General features: G+C 39.8%; 26 protein-coding genes, 1 pseudogene and 1 riboswitch. Of the genes and pseudogenes, 19 read left to right on the top strand and 8 right to left on the bottom strand.

The annotated features are described in order from the left end of the window. Positions 1 to 24: 24 nt before the first annotated feature. The 6 genes from AB1K80_RS16005 to AB1K80_RS15980 all read left to right on the top strand — a co-directional run bounded on the left by AB1K80_RS16005 (position 25) and on the right by AB1K80_RS15980 (position 7,414). Entirely contained in the window at positions 25 to 798 is a 774-nt protein-coding gene (locus tag AB1K80_RS16005) for an electron transfer flavoprotein subunit beta/FixA family protein (protein ID WP_412857832.1), read from the top strand. 44 nt (positions 799 to 842) lie between these two features. Further along, positions 843 to 1,820 (top strand): electron transfer flavoprotein subunit alpha/FixB family protein, encoded by a 978-nt coding sequence (locus tag AB1K80_RS16000; RefSeq protein WP_412857831.1) that lies wholly within the window; start codon positions 843 to 845, stop codon positions 1,818 to 1,820. A 72-nt stretch (positions 1,821 to 1,892) separates the two neighbouring features. Then, positions 1,893 to 3,371, top strand: coding sequence for an alpha-N-arabinofuranosidase (locus AB1K80_RS15995; protein ID WP_412857830.1), 1,479 nt, complete (start codon positions 1,893 to 1,895; stop codon positions 3,369 to 3,371). A 199-nt stretch (positions 3,372 to 3,570) separates the two neighbouring features. Next, positions 3,571 to 3,885 (top strand): thioredoxin, encoded by a 315-nt coding sequence (trxA, locus tag AB1K80_RS15990; protein WP_007501629.1) that lies wholly within the window; start codon positions 3,571 to 3,573, stop codon positions 3,883 to 3,885. Between the two features lie 140 nt (positions 3,886 to 4,025). Beyond that, on the top strand, positions 4,026 to 5,798 hold the full coding sequence (gene uvrC, locus AB1K80_RS15985) for an excinuclease ABC subunit UvrC (RefSeq protein WP_412857829.1): 1,773 nt from the start codon (positions 4,026 to 4,028) through the stop codon (positions 5,796 to 5,798). A 60-nt stretch (positions 5,799 to 5,858) separates the two neighbouring features. Continuing rightward, positions 5,859 to 6,036: riboswitch (Lysine riboswitch) on the top strand. A gap of 142 nt (positions 6,037 to 6,178) precedes the next feature. Further along, the gene (locus AB1K80_RS15980) at positions 6,179 to 7,414 is read left to right on the top strand and encodes an aspartate kinase (RefSeq protein ID WP_412857828.1); all 1,236 of its coding nucleotides are present in this window, start codon (positions 6,179 to 6,181) and stop codon (positions 7,412 to 7,414) included. Positions 7,415 to 7,591: 177 nt separating this feature from the next. Here the strand turns inward: AB1K80_RS15980 and AB1K80_RS15975 are convergent, their stop codons facing one another. Further along, the gene (locus tag AB1K80_RS15975) at positions 7,592 to 8,035 is read right to left on the bottom strand and encodes a YslB family protein (protein ID WP_412857826.1); all 444 of its coding nucleotides are present in this window, start codon (positions 8,033 to 8,035) and stop codon (positions 7,592 to 7,594) included. Between the two features lie 285 nt (positions 8,036 to 8,320). Here AB1K80_RS15975 and AB1K80_RS15970 point away from each other — a divergent pair, with 285 nt between their 5' ends. From AB1K80_RS15970 to AB1K80_RS15950, 5 genes are all read left to right on the top strand, one after another. Continuing rightward, positions 8,321 to 8,929: a succinate dehydrogenase cytochrome b558 subunit gene (locus AB1K80_RS15970; RefSeq protein WP_412857825.1), complete on the top strand. Its 609-nt coding sequence runs from the start codon at positions 8,321 to 8,323 to the stop codon at positions 8,927 to 8,929. Between the two features lie 37 nt (positions 8,930 to 8,966). Beyond that, on the top strand, positions 8,967 to 10,727 hold the full coding sequence (sdhA, locus tag AB1K80_RS15965; protein ID WP_412857823.1) for a succinate dehydrogenase flavoprotein subunit: 1,761 nt from the start codon (positions 8,967 to 8,969) through the stop codon (positions 10,725 to 10,727). A 1-nt stretch (position 10,728) separates the two neighbouring features. Continuing rightward, on the top strand, positions 10,729 to 11,493 hold the full coding sequence (sdhB, locus tag AB1K80_RS15960) for a succinate dehydrogenase iron-sulfur subunit (protein WP_412857821.1): 765 nt from the start codon (positions 10,729 to 10,731) through the stop codon (positions 11,491 to 11,493). 117 nt (positions 11,494 to 11,610) lie between these two features. Further along, entirely contained in the window at positions 11,611 to 12,069 is a 459-nt protein-coding gene (locus AB1K80_RS15955) for an acyl-CoA thioesterase (RefSeq protein ID WP_412857854.1), read from the top strand. Positions 12,070 to 12,140: 71 nt separating this feature from the next. Further along, positions 12,141 to 12,860: a biotin--[acetyl-CoA-carboxylase] ligase gene (locus tag AB1K80_RS15950; RefSeq protein WP_412857819.1), complete on the top strand. Its 720-nt coding sequence runs from the start codon at positions 12,141 to 12,143 to the stop codon at positions 12,858 to 12,860. 24 nt (positions 12,861 to 12,884) lie between these two features. Here the strand turns inward: AB1K80_RS15950 and AB1K80_RS15945 are convergent, their stop codons facing one another. Next, positions 12,885 to 14,015 carry a 2-methylaconitate cis-trans isomerase PrpF family protein gene (locus AB1K80_RS15945; RefSeq protein WP_412857818.1) on the bottom strand — a complete coding sequence of 377 codons (1,131 nt, stop codon included), beginning with the start codon at positions 14,013 to 14,015 and terminating at the stop codon, positions 12,885 to 12,887. A gap of 136 nt (positions 14,016 to 14,151) precedes the next feature. Here AB1K80_RS15945 and AB1K80_RS15940 point away from each other — a divergent pair, with 136 nt between their 5' ends. The 3 genes and pseudogenes from AB1K80_RS15940 to AB1K80_RS15930 all read left to right on the top strand — a co-directional run. After that, entirely contained in the window at positions 14,152 to 15,012 is an 861-nt protein-coding gene (locus AB1K80_RS15940; protein WP_412857816.1) for a LysR family transcriptional regulator, read from the top strand. Positions 15,013 to 15,165: 153 nt separating this feature from the next. Beyond that, positions 15,166 to 16,482: a CitMHS family transporter gene (locus AB1K80_RS15935; protein WP_412857814.1), complete on the top strand. Its 1,317-nt coding sequence runs from the start codon at positions 15,166 to 15,168 to the stop codon at positions 16,480 to 16,482. A gap of 202 nt (positions 16,483 to 16,684) precedes the next feature. Next, positions 16,685 to 16,888: pseudogene (locus AB1K80_RS15930) on the top strand (helix-turn-helix domain-containing protein); the annotation flags it as partial. A 143-nt stretch (positions 16,889 to 17,031) separates the two neighbouring features. Here AB1K80_RS15930 and AB1K80_RS15925 read toward each other — a convergent pair. Then, positions 17,032 to 17,427, bottom strand: a complete 396-nt coding sequence (locus tag AB1K80_RS15925) for a VOC family protein (protein ID WP_412857813.1) — start codon at positions 17,425 to 17,427, stop codon at positions 17,032 to 17,034. 491 nt (positions 17,428 to 17,918) lie between these two features. Between AB1K80_RS15925 and AB1K80_RS15920 the strand changes: the two genes are divergently transcribed. Both AB1K80_RS15920 and AB1K80_RS15915 read left to right on the top strand, forming a co-directional pair. Continuing rightward, a complete protein-coding gene (locus AB1K80_RS15920; RefSeq protein ID WP_412857811.1) occupies positions 17,919 to 18,275 on the top strand; it encodes a hypothetical protein in 357 nt (118 codons plus the stop codon). A 30-nt stretch (positions 18,276 to 18,305) separates the two neighbouring features. After that, positions 18,306 to 18,428, top strand: a complete 123-nt coding sequence (locus AB1K80_RS15915) for a hypothetical protein (RefSeq protein ID WP_412857809.1) — start codon at positions 18,306 to 18,308, stop codon at positions 18,426 to 18,428. A 238-nt stretch (positions 18,429 to 18,666) separates the two neighbouring features. On the opposite strand, the gene AB1K80_RS15910 is transcribed toward AB1K80_RS15915, so the two are convergent. Continuing rightward, positions 18,667 to 18,930 carry a hypothetical protein gene (locus tag AB1K80_RS15910; protein ID WP_412857807.1) on the bottom strand — a complete coding sequence of 88 codons (264 nt, stop codon included), beginning with the start codon at positions 18,928 to 18,930 and terminating at the stop codon, positions 18,667 to 18,669. Positions 18,931 to 19,451: 521 nt separating this feature from the next. On the opposite strand from AB1K80_RS15910, the gene AB1K80_RS15905 reads away from it, so the two are divergent. The 3 genes from AB1K80_RS15905 to AB1K80_RS15895 all read left to right on the top strand — a co-directional run bounded on the left by AB1K80_RS15905 (position 19,452) and on the right by AB1K80_RS15895 (position 21,702). Continuing rightward, the gene (locus AB1K80_RS15905; RefSeq protein WP_412857806.1) at positions 19,452 to 19,622 is read left to right on the top strand and encodes a hypothetical protein; all 171 of its coding nucleotides are present in this window, start codon (positions 19,452 to 19,454) and stop codon (positions 19,620 to 19,622) included. Positions 19,623 to 19,914: 292 nt separating this feature from the next. Next, a complete protein-coding gene (locus AB1K80_RS15900) occupies positions 19,915 to 20,397 on the top strand; it encodes a hypothetical protein (RefSeq protein ID WP_412857805.1) in 483 nt (160 codons plus the stop codon). Positions 20,398 to 20,817: 420 nt separating this feature from the next. Further along, on the top strand, positions 20,818 to 21,702 hold the full coding sequence (locus tag AB1K80_RS15895; protein WP_412857804.1) for a hypothetical protein: 885 nt from the start codon (positions 20,818 to 20,820) through the stop codon (positions 21,700 to 21,702). Between the two features lie 114 nt (positions 21,703 to 21,816). On the opposite strand, the gene AB1K80_RS15890 is transcribed toward AB1K80_RS15895, so the two are convergent. The 4 genes from AB1K80_RS15890 to AB1K80_RS15875 form a co-directional block, all read right to left on the bottom strand. Then, positions 21,817 to 22,152 (bottom strand): hypothetical protein, encoded by a 336-nt coding sequence (locus AB1K80_RS15890; protein WP_412857802.1) that lies wholly within the window; start codon positions 22,150 to 22,152, stop codon positions 21,817 to 21,819. Between the two features lie 119 nt (positions 22,153 to 22,271). After that, on the bottom strand, positions 22,272 to 22,736 hold the full coding sequence (locus tag AB1K80_RS15885; RefSeq protein ID WP_412857801.1) for an Imm50 family immunity protein: 465 nt from the start codon (positions 22,734 to 22,736) through the stop codon (positions 22,272 to 22,274). Next, positions 22,712 to 23,050: a hypothetical protein gene (locus AB1K80_RS15880; protein WP_412857800.1), complete on the bottom strand. Its 339-nt coding sequence runs from the start codon at positions 23,048 to 23,050 to the stop codon at positions 22,712 to 22,714. The genes AB1K80_RS15885 and AB1K80_RS15880 overlap by 25 nt, the downstream gene beginning before the upstream one ends. Positions 23,051 to 23,073: 23 nt before the next feature. Then, a partial coding sequence (locus tag AB1K80_RS15875; RefSeq protein ID WP_412857799.1) for a polymorphic toxin type 50 domain-containing protein occupies positions 23,074 to 24,120 on the bottom strand: 1,047 nt, incomplete at its 5' end.

Here is a 24,120-nt window from a genome sequence, read left to right as displayed (position 1 = left end):
CGACGACACAAGGGGGAGAAATGAATGAATATTTTTGTTTTGATGAAGCGTACGTTTGACACGGAAGAAAAGATTTCTATTCAGTCTGGTGCTATTCAAGAAGATGGGGCGGAGTTCATTATCAATCCTTATGACGAGTATGCAATTGAAGAAGCGATCCAGCTTCGAGATGAACATGGGGGAGAAGTGACGGTTGTCACAGTTGGTCACGAGGATGCTGAGAAACAGCTGAGAACAGCGCTTGCGATGGGTTGTGACCAAGCTGTGTTGATCAATGTGGAGGACGATTTAGAGGAATGGGATCAATTTTCAGCTTCCACGATTTTATATCACTATTTAAAGGACAAAGATGCGTCATTGATCTTGGCTGGAAATGTCGCCATTGACGGAGGCTCTGGACAAGTAGCTCCGCGTCTTGCCGAATTACTAGGCTTTCCATATGTCACGACCATTACGCGTATTCAAATAGAAGGCGACGCTGCTTCCATTGAACGAGATGCTGAAGGAGACGTTGAAGTCATTTCCACTAAGCTTCCACTTGTTGTCACAGCGCAACAAGGACTAAATGAACCACGCTATCCATCTCTTCCAGGCATTATGAAGGCGAAGAAAAAGCCTTTAGAAGAATTAGAATTAGATGATTTAGATCTGGATGAAGACGATGTTCCGTATAAAATCAAAACAATTGACCGTTTCTTACCGGAGAAAAAAGAAGGTGGCAAGGTGCTAAATGGTGATCTTCAAGATCAGGTCAAGGAGCTGACCGATTTATTGAGAAATGAAGCCAAAGTCATCTAACATCGACGTTACGATATCACGAGAACAAGGGGGAGTTTGAGAAGATGAGTAAAAAAGTTGTGGTACTTGGAGAAAGTCGTGACGGTACATTAAGAAATGTGACATTTGAAGCGATTGCTGCCGCTCGAAAAATGGCAGATGGCGGTGAGGTAATTGGCGTCTTGATAGGGGATGACGTCAAAGATCAAGCAAGCGAGCTGCTTTACTATGGAGCAGATCATGTCATGATTGTGGAACATCCGCATCTTTCATATTACACGTCAGATGGTTTCGCGCAGGCTCTTCAAGCCATTATCGATCAGGTCGAGCCGGATGCAGTACTCTTTGGTCATACGTCTATAGGGAAAGACCTGTCACCGAAAATGGCAGCTCGCTCACAAACGGGTTTGATTTCAGATGCAATTGATGTAAGCGTTACCGGAGAGCAACTCGTCTTCACAAGACCAATTTATTCAGGAAAAGCCTTTGAACACGTCATTTCGACAGATCGCTTACTGATGGCAACAATCCGCCCGAACAACGTCACACCGCTTGAGCGAGATGCCTCTCGTGGCGGAGACATTATACCCGTTTCTGTGGACATACAGAATTTGCGAACCATCGTCAAAGAAGTCATTAAAAAAACATCAGAAGGTGTAGACCTGTCTGAAGCAAAGGTCATCGTCGCTGGAGGGCGAGGGGTGAAGAGCAAGGAAGGTTTTGAACCATTGAAAGAACTTGCCGAAACCTTAGGTGCAGCAGTTGGTGCTTCGCGGGGCGCCTGTGATGCGGACTACTGTGATTATGCGCTCCAAATTGGTCAAACCGGTAAGGTTGTCACACCTGATCTTTACATTGCGTGTGGAATTTCAGGGGCGATTCAGCATCTAGCTGGAATGTCTAATAGTAAAGTGATCGTGGCAATCAATAAAGATCCAGAAGCCGACATCTTTAAAATTGCGGACTATGGAATCGTTGGGGATCTATTTGAAGTCGTACCGCTTTTAAATGAAGAACTAAAAAAGATGAATATCCACTCGTAACGCTCATAGACTCAGAATGCCTAGGTATTCTGGGTTTTTTTGTATGTCATGGATGAAAAGGAGCGATTGTAAGTGAAAGGAACAATCAAGGTCAATGAAGTGATTGGGCGTATTTCGAAACATATTTATGGGCATTTTCAAGAACATTTGGGAAGAGGAATTTATGACGGGATTTGGGTTGGAAAAGATTCGGAAATTCCAAATGTAGAAGGCATTCGAACCGATGTGCTAAAGGCGCTTCAGGCATTACATATCCCTGTACTTCGATGGCCGGGAGGCTGTTTTGCGGATGAATACCACTGGGCAAATGGCGTGGGGGATTTAAATGAACGCAAACCGATGGTCAATACGCATTGGGGAGGTACGGTGGAATCAAATGCGTTTGGTACGCATGAATTTATGAAATTGTGTGAGTTGCTTGAATGTGAACCGTATATTTGCGGGAATGTTGGAAGTGGTTCTGTTCAAGAATTGGCTGACTGGATAGAATATATCACATTTCCTAAGGGAACCCCTATGTCCGATTGGCGCATACGAAACGGCAAAAAGGAGCCTTGGAAATTAAAATACGTTGGAGTGGGCAATGAAAGCTGGGGCTGTGGTGGAAACATGACCCCTGAATACTATGCAGATTTATATAAACGATATCAAACGTATGTGCGACAGTTTGCTGGAAACCAGATTTACAAAATCGCCTGTGGAGCAAATTCCAATGACGTGAATTGGACAAAAGTATTAATGGAGCGAGCCGCACCTTGGATGGATGGACTCAGTTTGCATTATTATACCGTCCCTGGCACATGGGAGAAAAAGGGGTCTGCAACTGAATTTAATGAGGACGAATGGTTTATCACGTTGAAAAAAGCATATGAGATGGAACAGTTAATCAAGGCACATGGAGACATAATGGATCAGTATGACCCACAAAAGCGAATCGGAATGATCATTGATGAATGGGGAACGTGGTATGATCCTGAACCAGGTACAAATCCCGGGTTTTTGTATCAGCAAAATACATTGAGAGATGCCCTTGTGTGTGCCTTGCATTTCCACATCTTCCACCGTCATTGCGAGAGAATTTATATGGCGAATATTGCCCAAACGATAAACGTCTTGCAAGCCATGGTGTTAACGAAGGATGATCAAATGATTTTAACGCCGACGTACCATGTATTTCACATGTTTCAAGTGCATCAAGAAGAAGAAGCCCTTGAGGTGGACTTTGTCTCGTCTCCATACGAAAGACGAGGTGAAAAAATGCCGCAGGTCAGTGTCTCCGCCTCACGTTCATCTAGCGAAATGCATATTAGTTTTTGTCATCTACATCCACATGAAACAGCATCGCTTTCACTGACGGTTGACGGTATAGGGACAGAAACGAATGTGACCGGTACGGTGCTTACAGCTGACCGTATGAATGCACATAACACATTTGATGCACCTCATCTTGTGCAACCGGCAGAATTTCAGCAATTCACTGTCCAAAAAGGTGAATTGACCGTTCAGCTTCCACCAATGTCTGTTGTCATGCTAACAGTGCCATATGTTTGATGAAATGATTGTTGGGGCATCATAGTCCATAAAGGGATAAAAAGTGAGGGATGACCGATGTTGACGAAAGATCTTTTGTGCGAAGTTCTCGTTCAATTTTGGCACATTTGATCAAAAAATGATTTGTAAGCATTTCATTCGCAAGTCGCATTAGTAGATGCTATACTAAAAAGCATAATTTACATTGGAGGAATGAATAATGGCAATCGTAAAAGCTACTGACGCAACATTTTCACAAGAAACTGCAGAAGGTGTTGTTCTTGCAGACTTTTGGGCACCATGGTGTGGACCTTGTAAAATGATTGCTCCAGTTCTTGAAGAACTTGATCAAGAAATGGGCGATAAAATGAAAATTGTAAAAATTGATGTAGACGATAACCAAGAAACAGCTGGTAAATATGGCGTGATGAGCATCCCAACTCTTCTTGTTTTAAAAGACGGAGAAGTTGTCGAGACGTCTGTTGGTTTCAAACCAAAAGAAGCACTTGCTGAACTTGTGAATAAACATCTCTAAATCATACCGATGAACATCGGATTTGTACCTAAAAAGCGGTTCTCGTATAGACGAGAGCCGCTTTTCTTTCACATGGTATAAAACAAACGTTCGTGATACACTAGAAGGAGTGAAAGAGCAAAACAAGGACGGATGAATAGATGAACAAATTGATCAAAGAAAAACTGTCAGTCTTGCCTGATCAACCAGGCTGTTACTTAATGAAAGATAGACAAAATACGGTCATTTATGTTGGGAAGGCAAAGGTTTTAAAAAATAGGGTGCGTTCCTATTTCACTGGGTCACATGATGCCAAAACGCAGCGACTCGTCAGTGAAATTGAAGACTTTGAATACATTGTCACGTCTTCAAATATTGAGGCACTCATATTAGAACTGAATTTAATAAAGAAATACGATCCAAAATACAATGTCATGCTCAAGGATGACAAGACGTACCCATTTATTAAAATCACAAATGAACGTCACCCAAAACTGATCGTGACCCGCAATGTAAAAAAGGATAAAGGAAAATACTTTGGTCCGTATCCGAACGTACAAGCAGCAAGAGAAACAAAAAAGCTGCTCGACCGCTTATATCCACTGAGAAAATGTGCAACCCTTCCTGACCGCGTCTGCCTTTATTATCATCTTGGACAATGTCTCGCGCCATGCGTGTATGACATCTCTGAAGAAACGAATAAACAGCTCGTGGACGAAATCACAAGGTTTTTAAATGGTGGTCATCAACAAATCAAGAAAGAATTAACCGAAAAAATGCAAGAAGCGGCCGAACAATTAGAATTTGAACGGGCAAAAGAACTAAGAGATCAAATTGCCTATATTGACTCAACGATGGAAAAGCAGAAGATGACAATGAGTGACTTATTGGATCGAGATGTGTTTGCCTATGCCTATGATAAGGGCTGGATGTGTGTCCAAGTCTTTTTCATCAGACAGGGGAAATTGATTGAACGGGATGTGAGTTTGTTCCCGATGTATCAAGATCCAGAGGAAGAGTTTCTCACATTTATGGGGCAATTTTATGCAAAAAACAATCATTTTCTACCGAAAGAAATCTTGGTGCCAGATAGTGTGGATCAAGAGATGATTGAGCAATTGCTTGAGACAAACGTTCACCAGCCGAAAAAAGGCAAGAAAAAAGATTTGCTTTTGCTTGCACATCAAAATGCCAAAATTGCCCTCAAGGAAAAGTTTTCACTCATTGAGCGTGATGAAGAGCGAACCATTGGTGCGGTGAATCAACTTGGGGGGGCGCTGAATATCTACACGCCTTACAGGATTGAGGCATTTGACAACTCGAACATACAGGGCGCAGACCCGGTTTCTGCCATGGTTGTCTTTCAAGACGGTAAGCCATATAAGAAAGAATATCGAAAATATAAAATTAAAACAGTCGCAGGACCTGATGATTATGCATCAATGCGTGAAGTGATCAGAAGACGTTACACACGTGTGCTAAAGGATCAGCTCCCGCTACCAGACTTAATTTTAATTGACGGAGGAAAAGGACAAATTAACGCGGCAATAGACGTTCTTGAAAATGAGCTGAATCTGTCTGTGCCAGTCGCAGGGCTTGTGAAAGATGAAAAACACCGGACATCGAATCTCATGCTGGGCGATACACTTGAAATCGTGGCACTTGAACGTAACAGTCAGGCCTTTTATTTATTGCAGCGTATTCAAGACGAAGTCCACCGATTTGCTATTAGCTTTCACAGGCAGCTTCGCGGAAAAAACGCATTCCAATCCATTTTAGATGATGTTCCAGGCATCGGAGAAAAACGAAAAAAACAGCTGCTCAAGCACTTTGGATCGGTGAAAAAAATGAAAGAAGCCTCTGTTCAAGACTTCCAAGAAGCTGGTATTCCGAAACAAACGGCTGAACGGTTAGTAGAGGTATTGAAAAAATAGATTGTACTTTTTCTGAAAGTCTGATAAGATGTGACTAATTTAATCATGAACGTGTTGTTTGTTGAAGATAGAGGTGCGAACTTCAATAGTACGCCTTCAGAGATCGATGGGATCTATGAAGAGGGCGGAAAGGGGAGCGTCGCCGAAGTGAATAAAATCCACTCATTTTATTTGCTGGCTGTACATTGAATAAATGTAGGGCTGTCAAGAATCTGTTTCTTGGAGAGCTATCTCATTGTTTTTGCATCTTTAGATGTTGATTTCAAAGCAATGGGAGATTCGTTCTCTCATTGCTTTTTTTATTTGCAGTGAGAAAACAGTCTCTAGGAACATATCTTGCCTCTTCTCTCACACGTGAACTTTTGAAAAGGGTGATAGACATGGGACTTATAGTACAAAAATTCGGCGGAACATCAGTAGGCACAACAGAAAAAATTCGTCATGTGGCAGAGAGAGTCATCAATGAACGCAAGGCAGGACATGATGTGGTCGTGGTGGTATCCGCCATGGGTAAATCAACCGATGTTCTTGTTGACCTAGCCAAAGAACTAACCGATGAACCAAGCAAAAGAGAAATGGATATGCTGCTTACGACTGGGGAGCAAGTGACCATTTCCTTATTAACAATGGCACTACAAGCAAAGGGATATGATGCGATTTCCTTTACAGGCTGGCAGGCTGGAGTGAAAACGGAGAAAGTGCATGGAAATGCGAGAATCGTGGACATTGATGAGTCGAGAATAAAGGAACAATTAAGCGCAGGGAAAATTGTTGTGGTGGCAGGTTTCCAAGGGATTGCAGATGATCTACATATTACAACGCTAGGTCGGGGTGGTTCTGACACGACGGCAGTCGCTATCGCTGCTGCATTGAAAGCTGATAAATGTGATATTTACACAGACGTACCGGGCGTGTTTACAACCGATCCCCGTTATGTGTCCACAGCACGCAAGCTGGAAGGCATTTCATACGATGAGATGCTGGAACTAGCGAACTTAGGAGCAGGTGTCTTGCATCCAAGGGCGGTCGAGTTTGCGAAAAATTATCAAATTCCGTTAGAAGTTCGATCTAGTATTGAATATGAAGCTGGTACGTTAATTGAGGAGGAATCATCCATGGAACAAAATTTAGTCGTAAGAGGTATTGCATTTGAAGATCAAATAACACGTGTGACAGTGTGCGGCCTTTCAAGTGGTTTGACGACCTTATCGACGATTTTTACGACGCTTGCTAAGCAAAATATCAATGTCGATATCATCATTCAGTCCGTCACAAGCACCAATCAAACATCGATCTCGTTCTCTGTCAAAACGGACGATTTGTCTAAAACAGTGGAAGTGTTAGAAGAATATAAAGGGGCGCTTGGCTATGAACAAATTGAGACAGAAAACAAATTAGCCAAAGTATCCATCGTTGGCTCTGGTATGGTCTCCAACCCAGGTGTTGCTGCTGAAATGTTCGCTGTTTTAGCTGAAAAAGACATCCAAGTGAAAATGGTGAGTACATCTGAAATTAAAGTATCAACAGTTGTAGGCCGTGATGATATGGTAAAAGCGGTCGAAGCACTTCATGATGCCTTTGAATTATCGAAAGTAAGTGCAGCTACTCACTCTTAAAAGAAGAAAAACAGGTGCATCTCACGCGGAGAATGCACCTGTTTTTATGGTGTATCAAGAGCACCTGGAGCAAGGGATGCTTTTTGTATCGGTTTACCCCTACTCAATTATGCTATGATAGAGAGGTATGCCAAAAAGGCGTGACTGAAGGTCATCCTCGCCCTTTATAAGAACCTGTTAGCTAGGGTCTCTTAAATCCCATTTCACAGTTAAGATGACTTTATCCGCACGCTTTTTGACTTGTTCGTAAGATTCAGCAATATGTTCATTTAGAAGCTGAATCTGTTCAGCGATAAAACCTGCTTCCATTTGAAAGCATGGCTCTTTTTGATAAGTGAGTCGATTCGATACGAGTGGACCTTCGAGCTCAAACTCAATTTCCTGTTTTTTAGTATGGACCATCGTGAGAGTTCCCCATCCGGCATCATGGAAAAATTCGGGGATTTTCTCCCATGACTCTAGAGGAAATTTACGAGCAAGTAACTTACCCGCAAAATACATCATAGATGAATGATCTTGACCAAGAATGTCAGGCAGCAGAACTTCGCGTATCAGCTCGTAGGCAAAACCATTGACTTCTATTTCTTTTAGCTGTTCTAAGTTAGATTCGAATTTATTCATTGTACGGCTCCCCTCTTTCAACAATTTATTATAGCTCATGTGGGCATATGATAACAGCGTTTTCCATAGAAGGTTCAGAAATTCTTATTGTAAGAAAACGAATTTTGATTTAAAACGTTTAAAATTTCGGAAAATTTTAATTTATGTACGCGGTTTCTTGACGCTTTTTTGACATAGGAGTAAAATGAAATTGTCAATAAATTTGAATAAAGTGCTTATATTTGAAAGAAGCGGGGGTAAGACAATTTTCAAGCAATTGCACTTTTCTTACTAGGGGGTAAAGTAATGTCGGGGAACAAAGAATTTTTTTATCGGAGATTGCATTCTTTGCTTGGCGTCATTCCGGTCGGTCTATTTTTAGTTCAGCACTTAGTCGTTAACCACTTTGCGACAAATGGACCAGAGGCGTTTAACAAAGCTGCACACTTTATGGAACAGCTTCCATTCAGATATGCACTCGAGCTGTTCGTGATTTTCTTACCACTGATTTATCATGCTGTTTATGGGGTGTACATTGCCTTTACAGCGCAAAATAACACATCTCGTTTCAGTTATTTAAGAAACTGGTTGTTCAGGCTGCAAAGGGTTACTGGTATCATCACATTGATTTTTGTGTCTTGGCATGTATGGGAAACAAGAATTCAAGCTCAGCTTGGAGCAGAAGTAAACTATGACATGATGGCGAATATTTTAAGTTCTCCATTTATGCTAGGTTTCTATATTGTCGGCGTTTTATCTACTATTTTCCACTTTGCTAATGGCTTGTGGTCATTTGCTGTCAGCTGGGGAATTACAGTTTCACCACGCTCACAACGAATTTCCACATATGTGACATTAGGTATATTTATAGCGCTTTCATATGTAGGGCTAAGAGCAATTTTCGCTTTTGTTTAAGAGGAAATAGATTAGTAGAAGAGGGAGAGGGGCTACAATGAGTAATTCTAGCATCATCGTTGTCGGAGGCGGATTAGCTGGTCTCATGGCAACCATCAAAGCAGCAGAAGCGGGAACAGCTGTTAAACTATTTTCAATCGTACCTGTGAAACGTTCGCATTCTGTGTGTGCACAGGGTGGCATTAACGGAGCGGTTAATACAAAAGGTGAAGGAGATTCACCTTATGAGCATTTTGATGACACAGTCTATGGCGGAGATTTCTTAGCAAACCAGCCGCCAGTAAAAGCAATGTGTGAAGCGGCGCCATCCATTATCCATTTACTTGATCGTATGGGTGTTATGTTTAATAGAACACCAGAAGGATTATTGGACTTCCGACGCTTCGGGGGAACACAGCACCATCGTACTGCATTTGCTGGTGCAACGACTGGTCAGCAGTTACTATACGCACTTGATGAACAGGTTCGCCGCTATGAAGTAGCAGGACTTGTGACGAAATATGAAGGCTGGGAATTCTTAGGTGCGGTTCTAGATGACGAAGAAGTGTGCCGAGGCATCGTAGCGCAAGATCTGACGACAATGGAAATTGAATCTTTCCGTTCAGATGCTGTCATCATGGCAACAGGCGGGCCTGGAATTGTATTTGGAAAATCGACGAACTCGATGATCAATACAGGATCAGCAGCTTCCATCGTCTATCAGCAAGGGGTTCACTATGCAAATGGTGAATTCATTCAAATCCATCCGACTGCGATCCCAGGAGATGACAAACTTCGTCTCATGAGTGAATCGGCTCGTGGTGAAGGTGGACGTGTTTGGACTTATAAAGACGGGAAGCCTTGGTACTTCCTTGAAGAAAAATACCCAGCATACGGGAACCTTGTACCGCGTGACATTGCAACACGTGAAATCTTCGATGTCTGTGTCGAGCAAAAGCTTGGAATCAATGGAGAAAACATGGTATACCTTGACCTTTCTCACAAAGATCCAAAAGAACTTGATATTAAGCTTGGTGGAATCATTGAAATCTATGAAAAATTCATGGGAGATGACCCGCGTAAGCTTCCGATGAAAATCTTCCCTGCTGTTCATTACTCAATGGGCGGACTATGGGTTGATTATGAGCAAATGACCAACATCAAAGGCCTGTTTGCAGCTGGTGAGTGTGATTATTCTATGCACGGCGGAAACAGACTTGGTGCGAACTCCTTACTTTCAGCGATTTACGGCGGAATGGTCGCAGGACCAAATGCAGTGAAGTACATTAACGGTCTTGAAAAGTCTGCGGAAGACTTATCTTCTGCAACATATGACAGCGCAGTGAAGAAAGAGCAGGAGAAATGGAACAACATCCTCAGTATGGATGGAACTGAAAATGCGTACGTGCTTCACAAAGAGCTTGGCGAATGGATGACGGATAACGTCACAGTGGTTCGTTACAATGACAAGCTAATCAAAACAGATCAGAAAATTGAAGAATTGATGGAGCGCTACAAGCGCATCAATATCAATGATACAGCTACATGGAGCAACCAAGGCGCAACCTTTACACGCCAGCTTGACAACATGCTTCAGTTGGCTAGAGTGATTACAATCGGCGCATACAACCGTAATGAGAGCCGAGGCGCACACTATAAACCGGAATTCCCAGAGAGAAATGATGAGGACTTCCTAAAAACAACGATGGCTACGTTCAAAGGAAAAAATGAGAAGCCTGCCTTCCACTATGAGGACGTCGATGTATCGTTAATTGCACCTCGTAAACGAGATTACTCGAAGAAAAAGGTGGAGAAATAAGATGAGTGAAAAAAACATGATCCAATTCATTATCACACGTCAAGATACAGCAGATGGAAAACCTTATGATGAGGAATTCGAAATCCCTTACCGCCCAAATATGAACGTCATTTCCGCACTCATGGAAATTAGACGTAACCCGGTCAACAAAAAAGGTGAAAAAACAACGGCCATCAACTGGGACATGAACTGTCTTGAAGAGGTATGTGGAGCTTGTTCCATGGTGATTAATGGACAGCCTCGCCAATCATGTACGGCACTGATTGACAAGTTAGATCAACCGATCCGTCTTCAGCCAATGAAGACATTCCCGGTTGTCAGAGACTTGCAGGTTGATAGAAGCCGCATGTTTAATTCCTTGAAAAAAGTCAAAGCATGGGTACCGATCGATGGCACATACGATCTTGGACCAGGGCCAAGAATGCCTGAGAAAAAACGTCAATGGGCATATGAGCTTTCAAAGTGTATGACATGTGGTGTCTGCCTAGAAGCTTGTCCAAACGTCAATGATAAGTCATCCTTTATGGGTCCTGCACCGCTCTCACAAGTTCGTCTATTTAACGCACATCCGACAGGTGCGATGAATAAGTCAGACCGTCTAGAAGAAATTATGGGAGATGGTGGTCTTGCCAACTGTGGGAACTCTCAAAACTGTGTGCAGGCTTGCCCGAAAGGCATCCCGCTGACAACATCAATTGCAGCACTTAACCGAGATACAACACTACAAGCTTTCCGTAACTTCTTCGGAAGCGATCAAGCAGAATAACATGCCATTCAGTCCTCTTTGCCTATTATGATTTATGTGTTCAAGAGGCTGAATGCAAACGTAAGCGCCTCTTCCATACGGGAGAGGCGCTTTTTGATTGAAAAAGGAGCTGATCAAATGAGAGTGCCGTCCTATATTGAGGAGCCGTTTGAAGAATGGAGAGCATCATTTCGATTTTATGTGGAAACGACGGTTCGGTTTTCTGAAACAGATATGTTTGGTCACATGAACAATGTGACACCTTTTGTGTATTTTGAAGAAGCACGAATCGCCTTTTTTCAAAAAACGGGGCTTGTTGATAAACGAATGAAGCGTGTGAAAGAAACGATCACGGTCGTGGCAAATTTGCAGTGTGATTATATCAAGCAGGTAGAGATTGGCGAGAGATTACGTGTATATGTAAAGCCTGAAAAAGTAGGATCGAGTTCTCTGATCCTGCATTACTTAGGTGAAAATGAACATCAGGAACCATGTTTTACAGGCTCTGTCACAATGGTTCAAATCAGTCAAAAAACGGGTGCCCCTGTGCCATTTACAGAAGGTGAAAAAGAAACCTTCCAAGCACAGCGAAATTAATCCGGTCAAACGTGCATGCTTCGATTTGTTATAATGAAAAGATCATAATATGAGAAACAAAAGGAGAACTTATGAGGATTTTTCAATATGACGTCATTGATAGTACAAATAACGAAGCGAAAAGGCTCATTCAACAAGGAGAAGAGCTGCCGTTTGCCGTCTATGCAAAACAGCAGACAGAAGGAAGGGGCAGGTTAGGTAGACCGTGGCAGACACCGGCTGGGAATGTCGCTGTCACGATGGCCATTAAGCAGCCGCAAGACCTCTCAACACAGTCAACCATTGCTCCGATGACAGCACTTGCCATCTATGATGTTCTATTACCACTCATGAAGGAAACGGATCGGTTAGCGATTAAGTGGCCAAATGATATGTTGGTAAATGAAGCAAAGGTATCGGGTACATTGATTGAAGCGGATCGCAGCGCTATTTATATAGGTGTTGGCATCAATGTCAAAACGAAGCCTGAACATGTCCCGTACAAAACCATTTGTTTATCAGAGCTGACAGATGTCAGTGCAGATCAGCTTGTCGATCACTTGACGGTAGCATTTCAAAAATACTATACACGCTGGCAAATGGAAGGGTTTGAAGCCTTAACTGCGCTCTATAACAAACGATTATATCGTCTCAATCAACCGCTGAGAATTTCCTTAGATCGCGAAAAACAAACGTGGGAAGAAGGCATTTGCTGCGGAGTCAATCGTCATGGACATCTGCAATTAAAAGAGGAAACCGGTTATGTGAAAGCTCATTCTGCCGGAGATATTGATGCCCCTCTCCAAAAGTAAAAGCAGACGAATCCGTCGTCTGCTTTACGCTTCTCTTTTAATATGAGCATGAATCATATAGTCGTGTTTTGTAAAGACCATCCCGTCGAGAATTTCCCTAGCTGTTCGTAATACTTTTACTCGATTGTGTGCCATCTCTACTTCTGTCTGCATAATGCCAGCAGGATGTCCGATGCGAAGTGTTTGATGGTGGCTGTGATTAAGCTGTGCCGGAAGTGTTTGATCGAGAAAGCAGCTAGCGGACAAACAGACAGCGCCGGTAATGGCAAGGGCTTGATGAGGCTTTTGCATCGACAACATCCGCACCATGATATCCATATCCTCTGCCTGTCTCATGATTCCGTTCGAATCTAAGTAATCCTGAGGCTCGCTAATGATTGCAAGCTTTGGAACAGCTGGAGACTGTGAGGTCGCCAGCTTTTTTGGCGCAAATTGACACATTTCAGCCGCAGTGGATCGAATGTCTTCCATATCAGAGAGTAACTGTGGTGTGAACTCGTCCGGTAATTCTGTGCCCTTTAAGCGGATATCCTTAGCATGTATAAAGGCAATCGGGTTCGCTATGTCAACGATCGATATCGGAATCTCTCCAAACTTCGTTTGAATCATATCAACCCTTTTCCCTGTTGGGAAGGTTTGACCTGTAACAGCACCTTCAGGTTTCTCGAAGGATAAATAAATGGGAGAGCCCGTCCCGTTTACACCAGGGATTTCTGCAGAACCTTCAAATTTGACCATGCCATTTTCTACTTCTACTTCAGCAACAATGATTTTATTCGTATTGGTATTTAGGATACGTACGGTGGTGATCGGTTCAACGGCTGAGACAAGACCTTTAATAATCGCGTATGGTCCAACAGCTGATGAAATATTGCCGCAGTTTCCTTTAAAGTCAACATAATTCTCGTGAATGCTCACTTGTGCAAATGTATAGTTCACATCAACATCTGATCGGGTGGCTTTTTCAATAATGGCTACTTTGCTTGTTAAAGAGTTGCCGCCACCAATGCCATCAATTTGCAGTCGATCAGGACTGCCCATGATGTCTAAAAGAAATGACTCGAGCTCTTTTTTCTCATATGGTGTGTCGTTTGCTTGGATGAATACCCCTTTACTTGTACCGCCTCGCATGATTGTGATTGGAACCTTTCTCATTGCTCTCACCCTCAATTGTTTTAATTAAAGATTTATCTAACCAAAATGGTAAAGTATAATAAGAAATAAGTTAAATACATTATTTTAAGAGGAATCAATAAAAGATTTTTATTATAGGGAAAGAGGAGGACTGACAATGGACGAGAAAGACTGGCGATTTCTACAAGTACTCTATGAGGAAAAAAACATTACGAAAGCTGCTGAAAAGTTATTTGTCTCTCAACCAGCCTTAAGCTACCGGCTGAAACAGCTTGAAGAAGAATTTGATATGAAACTATTCTTTAAAAGAAAAAGAGGAATTGAATTTACGTCTGAAGGGGAGTATTTGGCAGAATACGCAAATGATATGCTAAAACAACTGCAACAAACGAAAGACGGCATGCTCAATATGCAAAAAATGGTCAAGGGAACGATCCGATTAGGGGTCTCAAGTAACTTTGCCCAGTACAAATTACCCGAGATTCTAAGGGGTTTTTCCAAACAATATCCGCACGTTCAATTTATGGTAAACACCGGCTGGAGCACAAAAGTCATGGATTTGTTAGGGACATCAAGTGTTCACTTAGGGATATTAAGGGGAGATTATGATTGGAAGGGTGAGCGTTTTCTACTTGATAAAGAGCGGCTCTGCATCATCTCAAAATCTGAAATACAACTAAAGGACCTCCCGAAGCTGCCACTCATCGATTATCATACGGACAGTTCATTAAAACGATTGATTAATAGATGGTGGCAAGAAACGTTTACGATGCCGCCACTTGTTACAATGGAAACAGATCGGCAAGATACGTCTAAAGAAATGGTGAAACATGGTTTAGGTTATGCCATTGTCCCGGAAATTTGTCTTAGACCAAGTGATGAGTTATTTGTGAAAGGTCTTTCGTATAAAGATGGACAGCCTGTTTTAAGAGATACGTGGCTCATGTACCAGCCAGATTCACTCCATTTGTCAGTTGTAAAAGCGTTTATTGAGTTTTTAAGAAGTCAGCAAGGTTGATTATAAAAGAAATTTATTGAATATACGAAAAAATCAATATTTTCATTATAAAAAAAGCTATTATATCCTTGAAATAGAAAGCGCTAACATGTTGATCGCAAGTGCAAGGGGGCACTTGATGATCATGCGAGAAAGAGGATGGAGGGATAAGTAGTGCTAGCTATTTTAGGGATCTTGATGGTCGTAGTTTTTACCTTTCTCATTATGACGAAACGGATGCATCCGGTGGTTGCTTTAACTGTTGTTCCGATCGTATTTGCATTAATCGGTGGATTTAACAAAGGATTAGGGGACATGATGCTTGATGGCATTAAGATTGTGGCACCATCTGCTGCCTTATTGCTATTTGCGATTTTGTTCTTTGGCGTGATGCTTGATGCGGGGTTATTTGATCCACTCATTAAATTAATTCTCCGAATGGTAAAAGGGGATCCAGTCAAAATTGCTTTTGGGGTAGCGATTTTGTCTATGCTTGTTGCACTTGATGGGGATGGGACAACGACTTACATGATTACAGTCTCCGCAATGCTTCCGTTATTTTTAAGAATTGGCATGAATCCGCTTGTTTTAGGGACGATTTCATTATTATCATTAGGGATTATGAGCGGCATGACGCCTTGGGGCGGTCCAGCTACGCGTGCGATCGCAGCCCTTGGTTTAGATGCAGCAACATTTTTTATACCGTTACTCCCAACGATGATCGGGGGCGGACTTTTTATTCTTTTTACTGCGTATGTCCTTGGAAAAAAAGAGCGAAAGCGAATTGGGATTGCTGAAATACAGCATAACAAAGAGACAACGATTTCGCCTGAATTAGCTGCATCGTTAGAAGATGGCATTGAGGATATCAAAAGGCCAAAGCTGATTTGGATCAATTTCTTCCTAACGATTGCTGTCATGGTCACACTTGTCTTAGATATTATACCGATCCCTGTTCTCTTTTTAATTGGATTTGTCATCGCACTGATGGTCAACTATCCAAAAATTGAGGATCAGCGTGAAAGAATGCTATCGCATGCAGGTAATGCGTTAACCGTTATTACTCTTGTGTTTGCAGCAGGTATCTTCACAGGTATCTTTTCAGGAACGAAAATGGTGGAGGCGATTGCTCATTTAGTGATTTACTTAATTCCTGATTCATACAGCTCATTCTTCCCGCTTATTGTTGCCTTGACGAGTATGCCGTTTACATTTGTCCTTTCAAATGATGCTTACTATTTCGGGGTCTTGCCTATTTTAGCAGAAGCGGGTGCAGCTTACGGCATCGAACCGGTCGAAATTGCCCGAGCCTCGATCATAGGACAGCCTGTTCATTTACTAAGTCCACTAGTCGCTTCAACTTTATTACTCGTCAGTATGTTAAATATTGATATAGGCGAATTGCAAAAGTACGCACTTTTATGGACCGTGTTAACAGCCTTGTTTACGACACTGATTGCTGTCTTAACAGGAGCTATTTCCATCTTTTAATGACATGATCAAAAGGCGGTGTCTCTACATGAGACTCGTCTTTTTTTATTGAATCTTGGCATCAAAAATTGGACGCTCATATGCTGAAATTCTGGATATTAACGTCACCTACCTGATGTACACGGCATATGATATCTCGACTATACAGAATCCCATTCTATAGAGACTAGAGCTCTCACCTTAGCAAGGAGGGTTACAATACTTGAAGGAGAAAGAGTTTCAATCCAAGCCGCTATTAACCAAAAGAGAAAGAGAAGTATTTGAATTGCTCGTCCAAGACAAAACAACAAAAGAAATCGCAAACGAGCTTTTTATTAGCGAAAAGACTGTTCGGAATCATATTTCGAATGCTAAGCATACCTATTGCAAACAGTCTATATTACAGCTCCTTGAAAGGGGAAAGGTTATACAGTTTGGCTGTTTTCGTATTGTTTGTGGATTTCTTGACCATACGACGAAAAGAATTTAAAAAGGCGTTCAAGTATAACGAACTACACAACTTCTTGAATGTTAAGGACTACATAATAAATGACTTCAAAAATATAGAGATTAAGGAGCTACCAATTCAACCTTAATTCTATCTGGATCTTCAAAATAAACAGCGTAATGTTTTTCCCCTCCTGAAAAGGGATGCTTATCAGTATAAAGGATTTTAACACCTTTGCTTTTTAACTTTCTTGTCATATCGTCTACTTGTTGACGGGAATCCGCATGAAACGCCAAATGGTTTAGGCCTACTCGGCATCTATGGTAAGGTATGTCCATAAACCGTTCTTTCGCTTGTACGAATACAATATATGTCTCTCCAATTTTCCAACTATGTCCACTTTCCCACGATTGAAAAGACTCATATCCTAATTCCTCTAAAAACCAACCCCAAAAGTTGATTGAACTTTTTAAATCAGAAACATATATTTCAATATGATGAATTAGCCCTTTTGACAATGGATGACCTCCTTTTCTAATCTATTTCCCCAGCAAGACGTCTTATAGATAGATTAGGGTTTTGTTTATTTTTTAGTCCTTTTAAGTTTATTCCGATTTTCGTTTAAAAGCCAAGCTTTTTTGAATAAATTAATCCCTGTCAGGAAAGGTGATAAGAATTTTAATCATCAAACCTCAAACTGCTGAATTTAAAAATAACTAATGTTTTTTAATGGTTAGTCCTACTGTCCACATTGCATATTATGTTTCGAGGTGATTTTATGGCTCAAAAAAAGAAAAAGAAAAAGAAAAAAAGCAATTTGTTTCTCGGAGAGGTTTTCTTTGGAACAGAAGACAGGGAAAAGCTTTTTACCGAGGCTGTCGCACCTTATTACACACCAGTAAAAAAAGAGGAGAACAAAAAAATAAAAGAGGCTTGAAACATTTTGTTTCACCTTTTTTAAAAGGACAAGCCTAATTATTATTTAGCCAAAACATAAGGAAATTGTTAAATGAGTGTCACTAGAATCATTTTAGAAGATTTCAATTTTGAATGGTCGATTGTTGGGCTTAAAAGGTTCTTAGATTACTGGTATGAAGGCAGGTCTTTGAGAGAAATGTCCGAGCTGTTTTGCCGGCCGGAAGAGGAAGTGCTGTTGCTGATGATTGATTACAGCAAGCGCGGGAAAATCAAGGGACGTCCAAACGGTGTCGGCGCAAATGATGTGCTAATGTTGGTACGCAAAAACAATGATCTCGTGATCAAGGGTAACGTGGTCATGACAAAGCGTGCGTCACACTGGCCTGACATCTTTATCATAGTCGTGTTCATTGGGATCTTTATTGTTGCTGGATTAGTAGGAAATTAAACAGCCTAGTGGCTTAGGAGGAAATACCGGATGCTAATAGAACAGAAAGAAAATGCTATGAAAATCTACACTGATACCGTCGCTGATGATGAAGGGGAAGAACTTGCGGAGAACATCAAAGAAGTACCGGATCTATACGCAGCCCCAAAGTAAAGCCGCAAAGTTGGTATAACAAAATAATACCAGTTGAAGAAGTGCTTGGGGATTTAACGAATGATAAAGAAATGGTTCTGGGAATAGAGGTTAGCTTGATATGAGGAAGGGGGACATGGATAAAGACTTTTAAATCACTCTATTAGGCAAAATAGTCACAAGAAATACCAGGGGAGTTAACGAATTATATAAGAGGGAATTGAACAAAAAAAGAAAGGGGGAATCCCCCTTTCAATTATTAATAACAACGTTCATATTTTCCAGTCCATACGCCATTCCAAGAGGAAACACCTTTTAGATACCATTTGTTTCCGTAGATGTCCCAGACTACGTTAGGAACAGCGTTTCTTGATGAAAATTCCCCAAAGTCTTCTCTCATTTCGCAAATTCTAGAAATTGCCTTTGAACTAGGTGTATCTGACGTTGCTGCAAAAGCAGGTACTGCTGATACCAATAAAGAAAGTGATAAAGCTGTCCCAGTTAAAACTTTGACTAATTTCATTTTAAAACACTCCTCTTATTAATATATTTTGTGGTACACATAATTGATTCAATAAAAGGATTTTTATTCCTTGTGAACGATTTGTTAACATTTTCCTTTTGTGTAATTTGATAATATTTGAGAGTAATAGAAAACATTAAGAGGTATCGGAATTACGTATAAAGTATATGACGACAGAACAGACGAAACCTTTTTTGAGTCTAATGATAAAATAGATTGTTTTATTTTTATAAAAAGTAACTATGACGAAATGACGATGATTTAGATTACATTTTCTAGAGGCAATTAAATAAGTCCAAGACGGAGAACCTGCGGACACTGATCAACACCTTTTAAGGGTGGTGATTGGTGTCTGTTTTTATTTGTCGGAAATTAGCAGCACGATGAAGAAAGAAAAGCCGAAAAAGAACACACAGAAGCTCACTGACAGAGGTTTAAGAGAACTCATGGCGACCAAATATGCAAAGACTGAAAAGAGCCAAAGGCGGGGCATTACGCAGAAAATAAAAGGAGTGAACGGGATGACTAAAAGAAAAGATAAAAAACCAAACGAACAAATGAATCAAATGAATTTAGATATCCCTCAAATTGACGAGGAAAAAACAAGAGCAAAGAAGGAGGGAGGGGATAAAATGTGGCACAAAAATCATTTGAGCAATCGCAATAAGCGGAAAAACCTTTTTTTACAATAGTACAAGATAATGGAAACGTGGATATTCTTAATAAACAAGGCGACGAAAAAAGAATCGGTGTAAACACAGACGGCATGTATATATTAATGCGAGCATGGCTTGAAACTAATCATATGCTTGATCCAGAAAAAAAAATAAATTAATAGAACTTTTGAAATAGCATCCTGCTGGGTAATTTTTATTGGCGTAAAACTGGCGTGTTTTTGGTGTAATGTTGGCGCAGCATGATTGAAAAAAGGTTGTAATATTGTATTATGCAATAGATAATGGATTTAAAAATAAGGATGGGAAAATGGAAAAAGTGGAGCAGTTATTTAAAAAATGGGTTAATCACTCTAAAGAGGGATATTGTAGGAGTGATTTAAACAAAACAGATGTGAACTGGAAAGATTTAATACAACAACTACACGTATGGGAGAACAGTGAAGACAACACTGCGAAAGAGTTTGCGAAATATTTACTATATACTGGAGAATTAAGAAGGGTTCATAAAGATCACAAAAAAATTAATTATCATAATCACTATGTTTCATGGACATTAGCAGAAGACCTAGAGGATATATACTGGTTTAAAGAGGAATCTTCGTCACCTTATACTATTATTACGGCAAAAGCTACTAAGGATAACCCTGGAATAAATATTAAGGGATTTATAGAGGCTATGAAATCGGAAATTCCTGATTATGAGTTAATTTCAGTAAACATTTATAAGGAACAAGAAGTCATATTTCCGTTACAAAAAAATTCAACGATTAATGTTGAGAAATTTAATTGAATTATTGGTTAAATTTGATCATTAAGAAGCACTGTCTGAGTGGGCGGTGCTTTTTCTAATTGCTGTAAAGTGTCCTTGTCTGTTTTCAAGTAATCCTCAAAGTGTTTTTCTTGGTATGACTAAAGAAGAAGTATTTATATTTTGAGAATGGGATTCTAAGCATATATCAAATTGAATTAGGTGTATAGGGTTAGATACTTGATCTTAACCGTGAGCTTTTTTGAGATCATTTTCATCAACTAACCATAACGAGAAAATGTGCAACCTGTTTTAAGGAAATGGATGGAAAGTAAGAGGAGTAAGGGATTCAGTGATTTCCTAAGTTAGACACAATATTAGATATGGTGAATTGGTGGATAATGTGGATAAATATAGAATTATTGTTTATAATTTTATGGTAATTATAAGGAGGGGCATTGATTGACAAAGAAAAAAGAGGAAATAGAAGAAGTTCAAAAAATGAAAAAGGCATTTGTTATTATGCCTATTGGTGAGGATAATAGTCCAATTAGAAGATCAGCTGAGGGAATTTATAAAGCTGTAATAAAACCTGTATTATTTGAATTAGGTTATGAGGCTGATGCTGCTCATGAAATTAGCGAACTCGGTTCGATTAACAAACAGATAATAACCAGATTGTTAGAAGACGAACTTGTAATAGCAAACTTAACAGGGTTGAATCCCAATGTTATGTACGAAATTGCTGTAAGACATGCAGCGAGAAAGCCATTAGTCAGTTTGTGTGAAATAGGAACAAGACTTCCTTTTGATTTATATGATGAAAGAACAATCTTTTACACAGATGATATGCATGGTGTATTAGACGTTAAGATCACTTTTGAAAAATATGTAAAAAGCGCCATTGTGGAATCTAACCCAGATAACCCAATTTATAGAGCCCAGAAAGAAAATATCATTGCTAATAACTTAAAAGCTAATTCAACTGAAGAAGAATTTAATATGTATAATAAGATAGAGGAATTAGAACAGGTAGTAAAAAAGGCTTTAAACGCAAGTGGTTATTCAAGAACAATCAATAGTCCGGTTTTTGATAACAACACTATTCATAGACGATTTCATGTAATAAATAAACCTAATAAGAATGAGTCCGATTTTATAAATGATATAAGAAAAGCATTAAATTTTATACATGTTAAAGACTATTCTATAGAACCGATATTGGAAGTGAGTGAGAGTGCGTATTATGTGTTTGTTAGTGAGATAACTTACACTGATGTTAGTATTTTCAAAAAAATATTAAGAGAAATGGGCTATAGTTTTCCCATATCACAAAGGATAGGGTGAGAAGCTTAGTTCAGTTCTTTATATTACAGCTACTTCAAAATATGTTCAGGTAAAACAAAAGTAAAATGAAAAGGCCCTTCCTTATTGGAGGGGCTTTTTTTTGATATTCCTCTGTTATTTATCACTGTCCAATTCCCATATTTTTTGACCGTCTGGTAAATATACTGCTTTTGGTGGATCATAATAAAGGGAAATTTCAGTGAAAGCATTTCCTTCTCTCAACCATTCATAAATCCTACCTCCATTGTTAGCGGGATGAGCCAATATTTTATTCACTTTAAATCCAGCTGCATGGTATTCGATATAATTTACATCGTCATCTTCTAATCTATTGTCTGTTTCAAAAACTGTATCTAGTTTACCGATAATTCTAAAACCACTGTTCCATTCTAGTATCATATCACTTTTTTCATAATCTATTAATGTTCGAATTAATGAATCGTACCCCATGTATATCCACTTCCTATAAATGGTTGTTTTTATGTTTATGTGAGTTTTGTCTTTTTATTTGATACTCCATGAGGGTAGCAACATTCATCATTTAATATAACTTGAATAAGGTGCATGGGCTATCCTTCCTCTTTTTCTAAAGCTCCATTAATATAACCATTTATTGATTGAATCAAGCCGATATCTGCTTGTATTCTTGCTGTAACCTCTCCTGTGATATTGATCTCAACTAAATCTTGTTCATTCTTATGTATCTCAATGCTTCCTCTATATGTATCTGACAATGTTTTTATTTCCAGAGAATGAATATCGAAAAAATCTACTTCAAGAGCAATTGCATTGTAGCCTAAGTTAGACCATTTTTTTGGTGGGCTTTCCGCATAAAATGGCATATCAAAATACAAAGTTACTTTTCTTCCTTCCTCTTTAATAAAAATCCCTTCAATACGTATGTTTTCTAATTTAGGAACCTCGCTATATAGACTTTTTACAAAGAAATTTCCCTCTAAATTTTCGTACCACATAATATCACCTCTACCGTTAGAAGGGCTTTCTTTTTCTATTCCTCGCTGTCTATGTCCCATATCACTTGATCGTCTACCAAAATTTTACTTGGTGTATCTTCATAAAGAGAAATCTCAACCAAAGAGTTTTTCTCTTCTACTAACCAAACATATAAACTGTCTTTTTTATTATTGCTAGGAAGAGAAATAATATTGTTCACTTTAATTACAGCTGCATCATATTCTATAAAATTAATATCGTTATCATCTACGCCGTTATCCGTCTCAAAGACTGTGTCTAGCTCGGCAATGACTTTAAGTCCACTTTCCCATTCAATTTCCATGTCATCATTTTCATAAGTTATTAATGTGTCTATTAAAGAATCATATCCCATAAACATTCGTCCTTTTTGTTTTTTTAAGGTCTGGAAGGTACTATGTGAGCACCATCTTTACTATAATGTATAATGCCATTTGTAGTCGCTTCATATTTTTCAGTTTTCTGATTATAGTATTTCCCTATTACTTGACCGAAATTAACTCTTTCTCTATTTCCTTTTTTTAAAATAGTACCTGTTCCTGCGTACATATCGAGTAATTTTTGTGCTGTTTTATTATCCCCATTGAAGATACTTTTTGTTTTACCATTTGCAACTTCTTGTTTATAGTTAGGTGCATCAGGATTATGCTTTTCTTGAGCTCCTGGTTTTACTTTCGCAGGGAAACCATTTACTTCTCGATACGGACCTTTGGGTACGGAGTGTTTGCCGTAGGAAGGTGTTTTTGTAACCTTCTTAACTTTTTTCTCACCTTTCAGTAATGTAAATACATATTTAATCTTCGCGACAGGAACTATACTCATCCCCGACCAGATACGATCCTTAACAGACGTTTCATCAAATGTTTCAGGGTCTCTCCCGAAAATGGCGCGAAACGCATCGTTTATCCCTGCAAATTCCATCGCTGGATCTAGGAATTTTAATGGGGTGTCTTCTACTTTCACATCAGGCATTGGTGTGATGCTTTCAATCTTTACTTTATTTTGATCAAATATTCGTAAGCGATAGATCATTCCATCTCGCATGACCTCGACAGTTTCGGCATTTTCGAAGTTGATCTTTTTATATTCATTTGTATTGTATACTTTACCATTGATGGTCACAGTGTCTTGATTGATTTTTTTGGCCGGCTTTTTCTTCACAACCGTATCTACATTCGATCGCTCTTTTTCATTCAATTTCTTCAGCATAACCATCATCGGGTTTTCATCGGGATTGTTTACTTTCTTGTCCAATTCGTTTAGGTTACTACTGATTTTTTTGTCTTCTGTATCATCCTTCAGGATAGAGCCTTTTTGATAGCTAGTGATCTCGATTTTCGGACCGGTGAACATGCTTCCAAGGACATCCATGTATTCCTTCATTGTTTCAAGGGAGCTCTTGGTTTCATTCAAAGCACTGGCTTG

The sequence above is a fragment of the Bacillus sp. 179-C3.3 HS genome, assembly GCF_047229225.1.
In the GTDB taxonomy this organism is placed as follows: Bacteria; Bacillota; Bacilli; order Bacillales; family Bacillaceae; genus Bacillus.
The sequence above is the reverse complement of the archived record's forward strand: the minus strand, read 5'-3'. Positions and strand labels throughout refer to the sequence as shown.

Coding starts and splice junctions, on each gene's coding strand:
- AB1K80_RS16005 (WP_412857832.1), top strand. CDS start 25: ATGAATATTTTTGTTTTGATGAAGCGTACGTTTGACACGGAAGAAAAG.
- AB1K80_RS16000 (WP_412857831.1), top strand. CDS start 843: ATGAGTAAAAAAGTTGTGGTACTTGGAGAAAGTCGTGACGGTACATTA.
- trxA (WP_007501629.1), top strand. CDS start 3,571: ATGGCAATCGTAAAAGCTACTGACGCAACATTTTCACAAGAAACTGCA.
- uvrC (WP_412857829.1), top strand. CDS start 4,026: ATGAACAAATTGATCAAAGAAAAACTGTCAGTCTTGCCTGATCAACCA.
- AB1K80_RS15980 (WP_412857828.1), top strand. CDS start 6,179: ATGGGACTTATAGTACAAAAATTCGGCGGAACATCAGTAGGCACAACA.
- AB1K80_RS15975 (WP_412857826.1), bottom strand. CDS start 8,035: ATGAATAAATTCGAATCTAACTTAGAACAGCTAAAAGAAATAGAAGTC.
- AB1K80_RS15970 (WP_412857825.1), top strand. CDS start 8,321: ATGTCGGGGAACAAAGAATTTTTTTATCGGAGATTGCATTCTTTGCTT.
- sdhA (WP_412857823.1), top strand. CDS start 8,967: ATGAGTAATTCTAGCATCATCGTTGTCGGAGGCGGATTAGCTGGTCTC.
- sdhB (WP_412857821.1), top strand. CDS start 10,729: ATGAGTGAAAAAAACATGATCCAATTCATTATCACACGTCAAGATACA.
- AB1K80_RS15955 (WP_412857854.1), top strand. CDS start 11,611: ATGAGAGTGCCGTCCTATATTGAGGAGCCGTTTGAAGAATGGAGAGCA.
- AB1K80_RS15950 (WP_412857819.1), top strand. CDS start 12,141: ATGAGGATTTTTCAATATGACGTCATTGATAGTACAAATAACGAAGCG.
- AB1K80_RS15945 (WP_412857818.1), bottom strand. CDS start 14,015: ATGAGAAAGGTTCCAATCACAATCATGCGAGGCGGTACAAGTAAAGGG.
- AB1K80_RS15940 (WP_412857816.1), top strand. CDS start 14,152: ATGGACGAGAAAGACTGGCGATTTCTACAAGTACTCTATGAGGAAAAA.
- AB1K80_RS15920 (WP_412857811.1), top strand. CDS start 17,919: ATGAGTGTCACTAGAATCATTTTAGAAGATTTCAATTTTGAATGGTCG.
- AB1K80_RS15915 (WP_412857809.1), top strand. CDS start 18,306: ATGCTAATAGAACAGAAAGAAAATGCTATGAAAATCTACACTGATACC.
- AB1K80_RS15910 (WP_412857807.1), bottom strand. CDS start 18,930: ATGAAATTAGTCAAAGTTTTAACTGGGACAGCTTTATCACTTTCTTTA.
- AB1K80_RS15905 (WP_412857806.1), top strand. CDS start 19,452: ATGACTAAAAGAAAAGATAAAAAACCAAACGAACAAATGAATCAAATG.
- AB1K80_RS15900 (WP_412857805.1), top strand. CDS start 19,915: ATGGAAAAAGTGGAGCAGTTATTTAAAAAATGGGTTAATCACTCTAAA.
- AB1K80_RS15890 (WP_412857802.1), bottom strand. CDS start 22,152: ATGGGGTACGATTCATTAATTCGAACATTAATAGATTATGAAAAAAGT.
- AB1K80_RS15885 (WP_412857801.1), bottom strand. CDS start 22,736: ATGGGACATAGACAGCGAGGAATAGAAAAAGAAAGCCCTTCTAACGGT.
- AB1K80_RS15880 (WP_412857800.1), bottom strand. CDS start 23,050: ATGGGATATGATTCTTTAATAGACACATTAATAACTTATGAAAATGAT.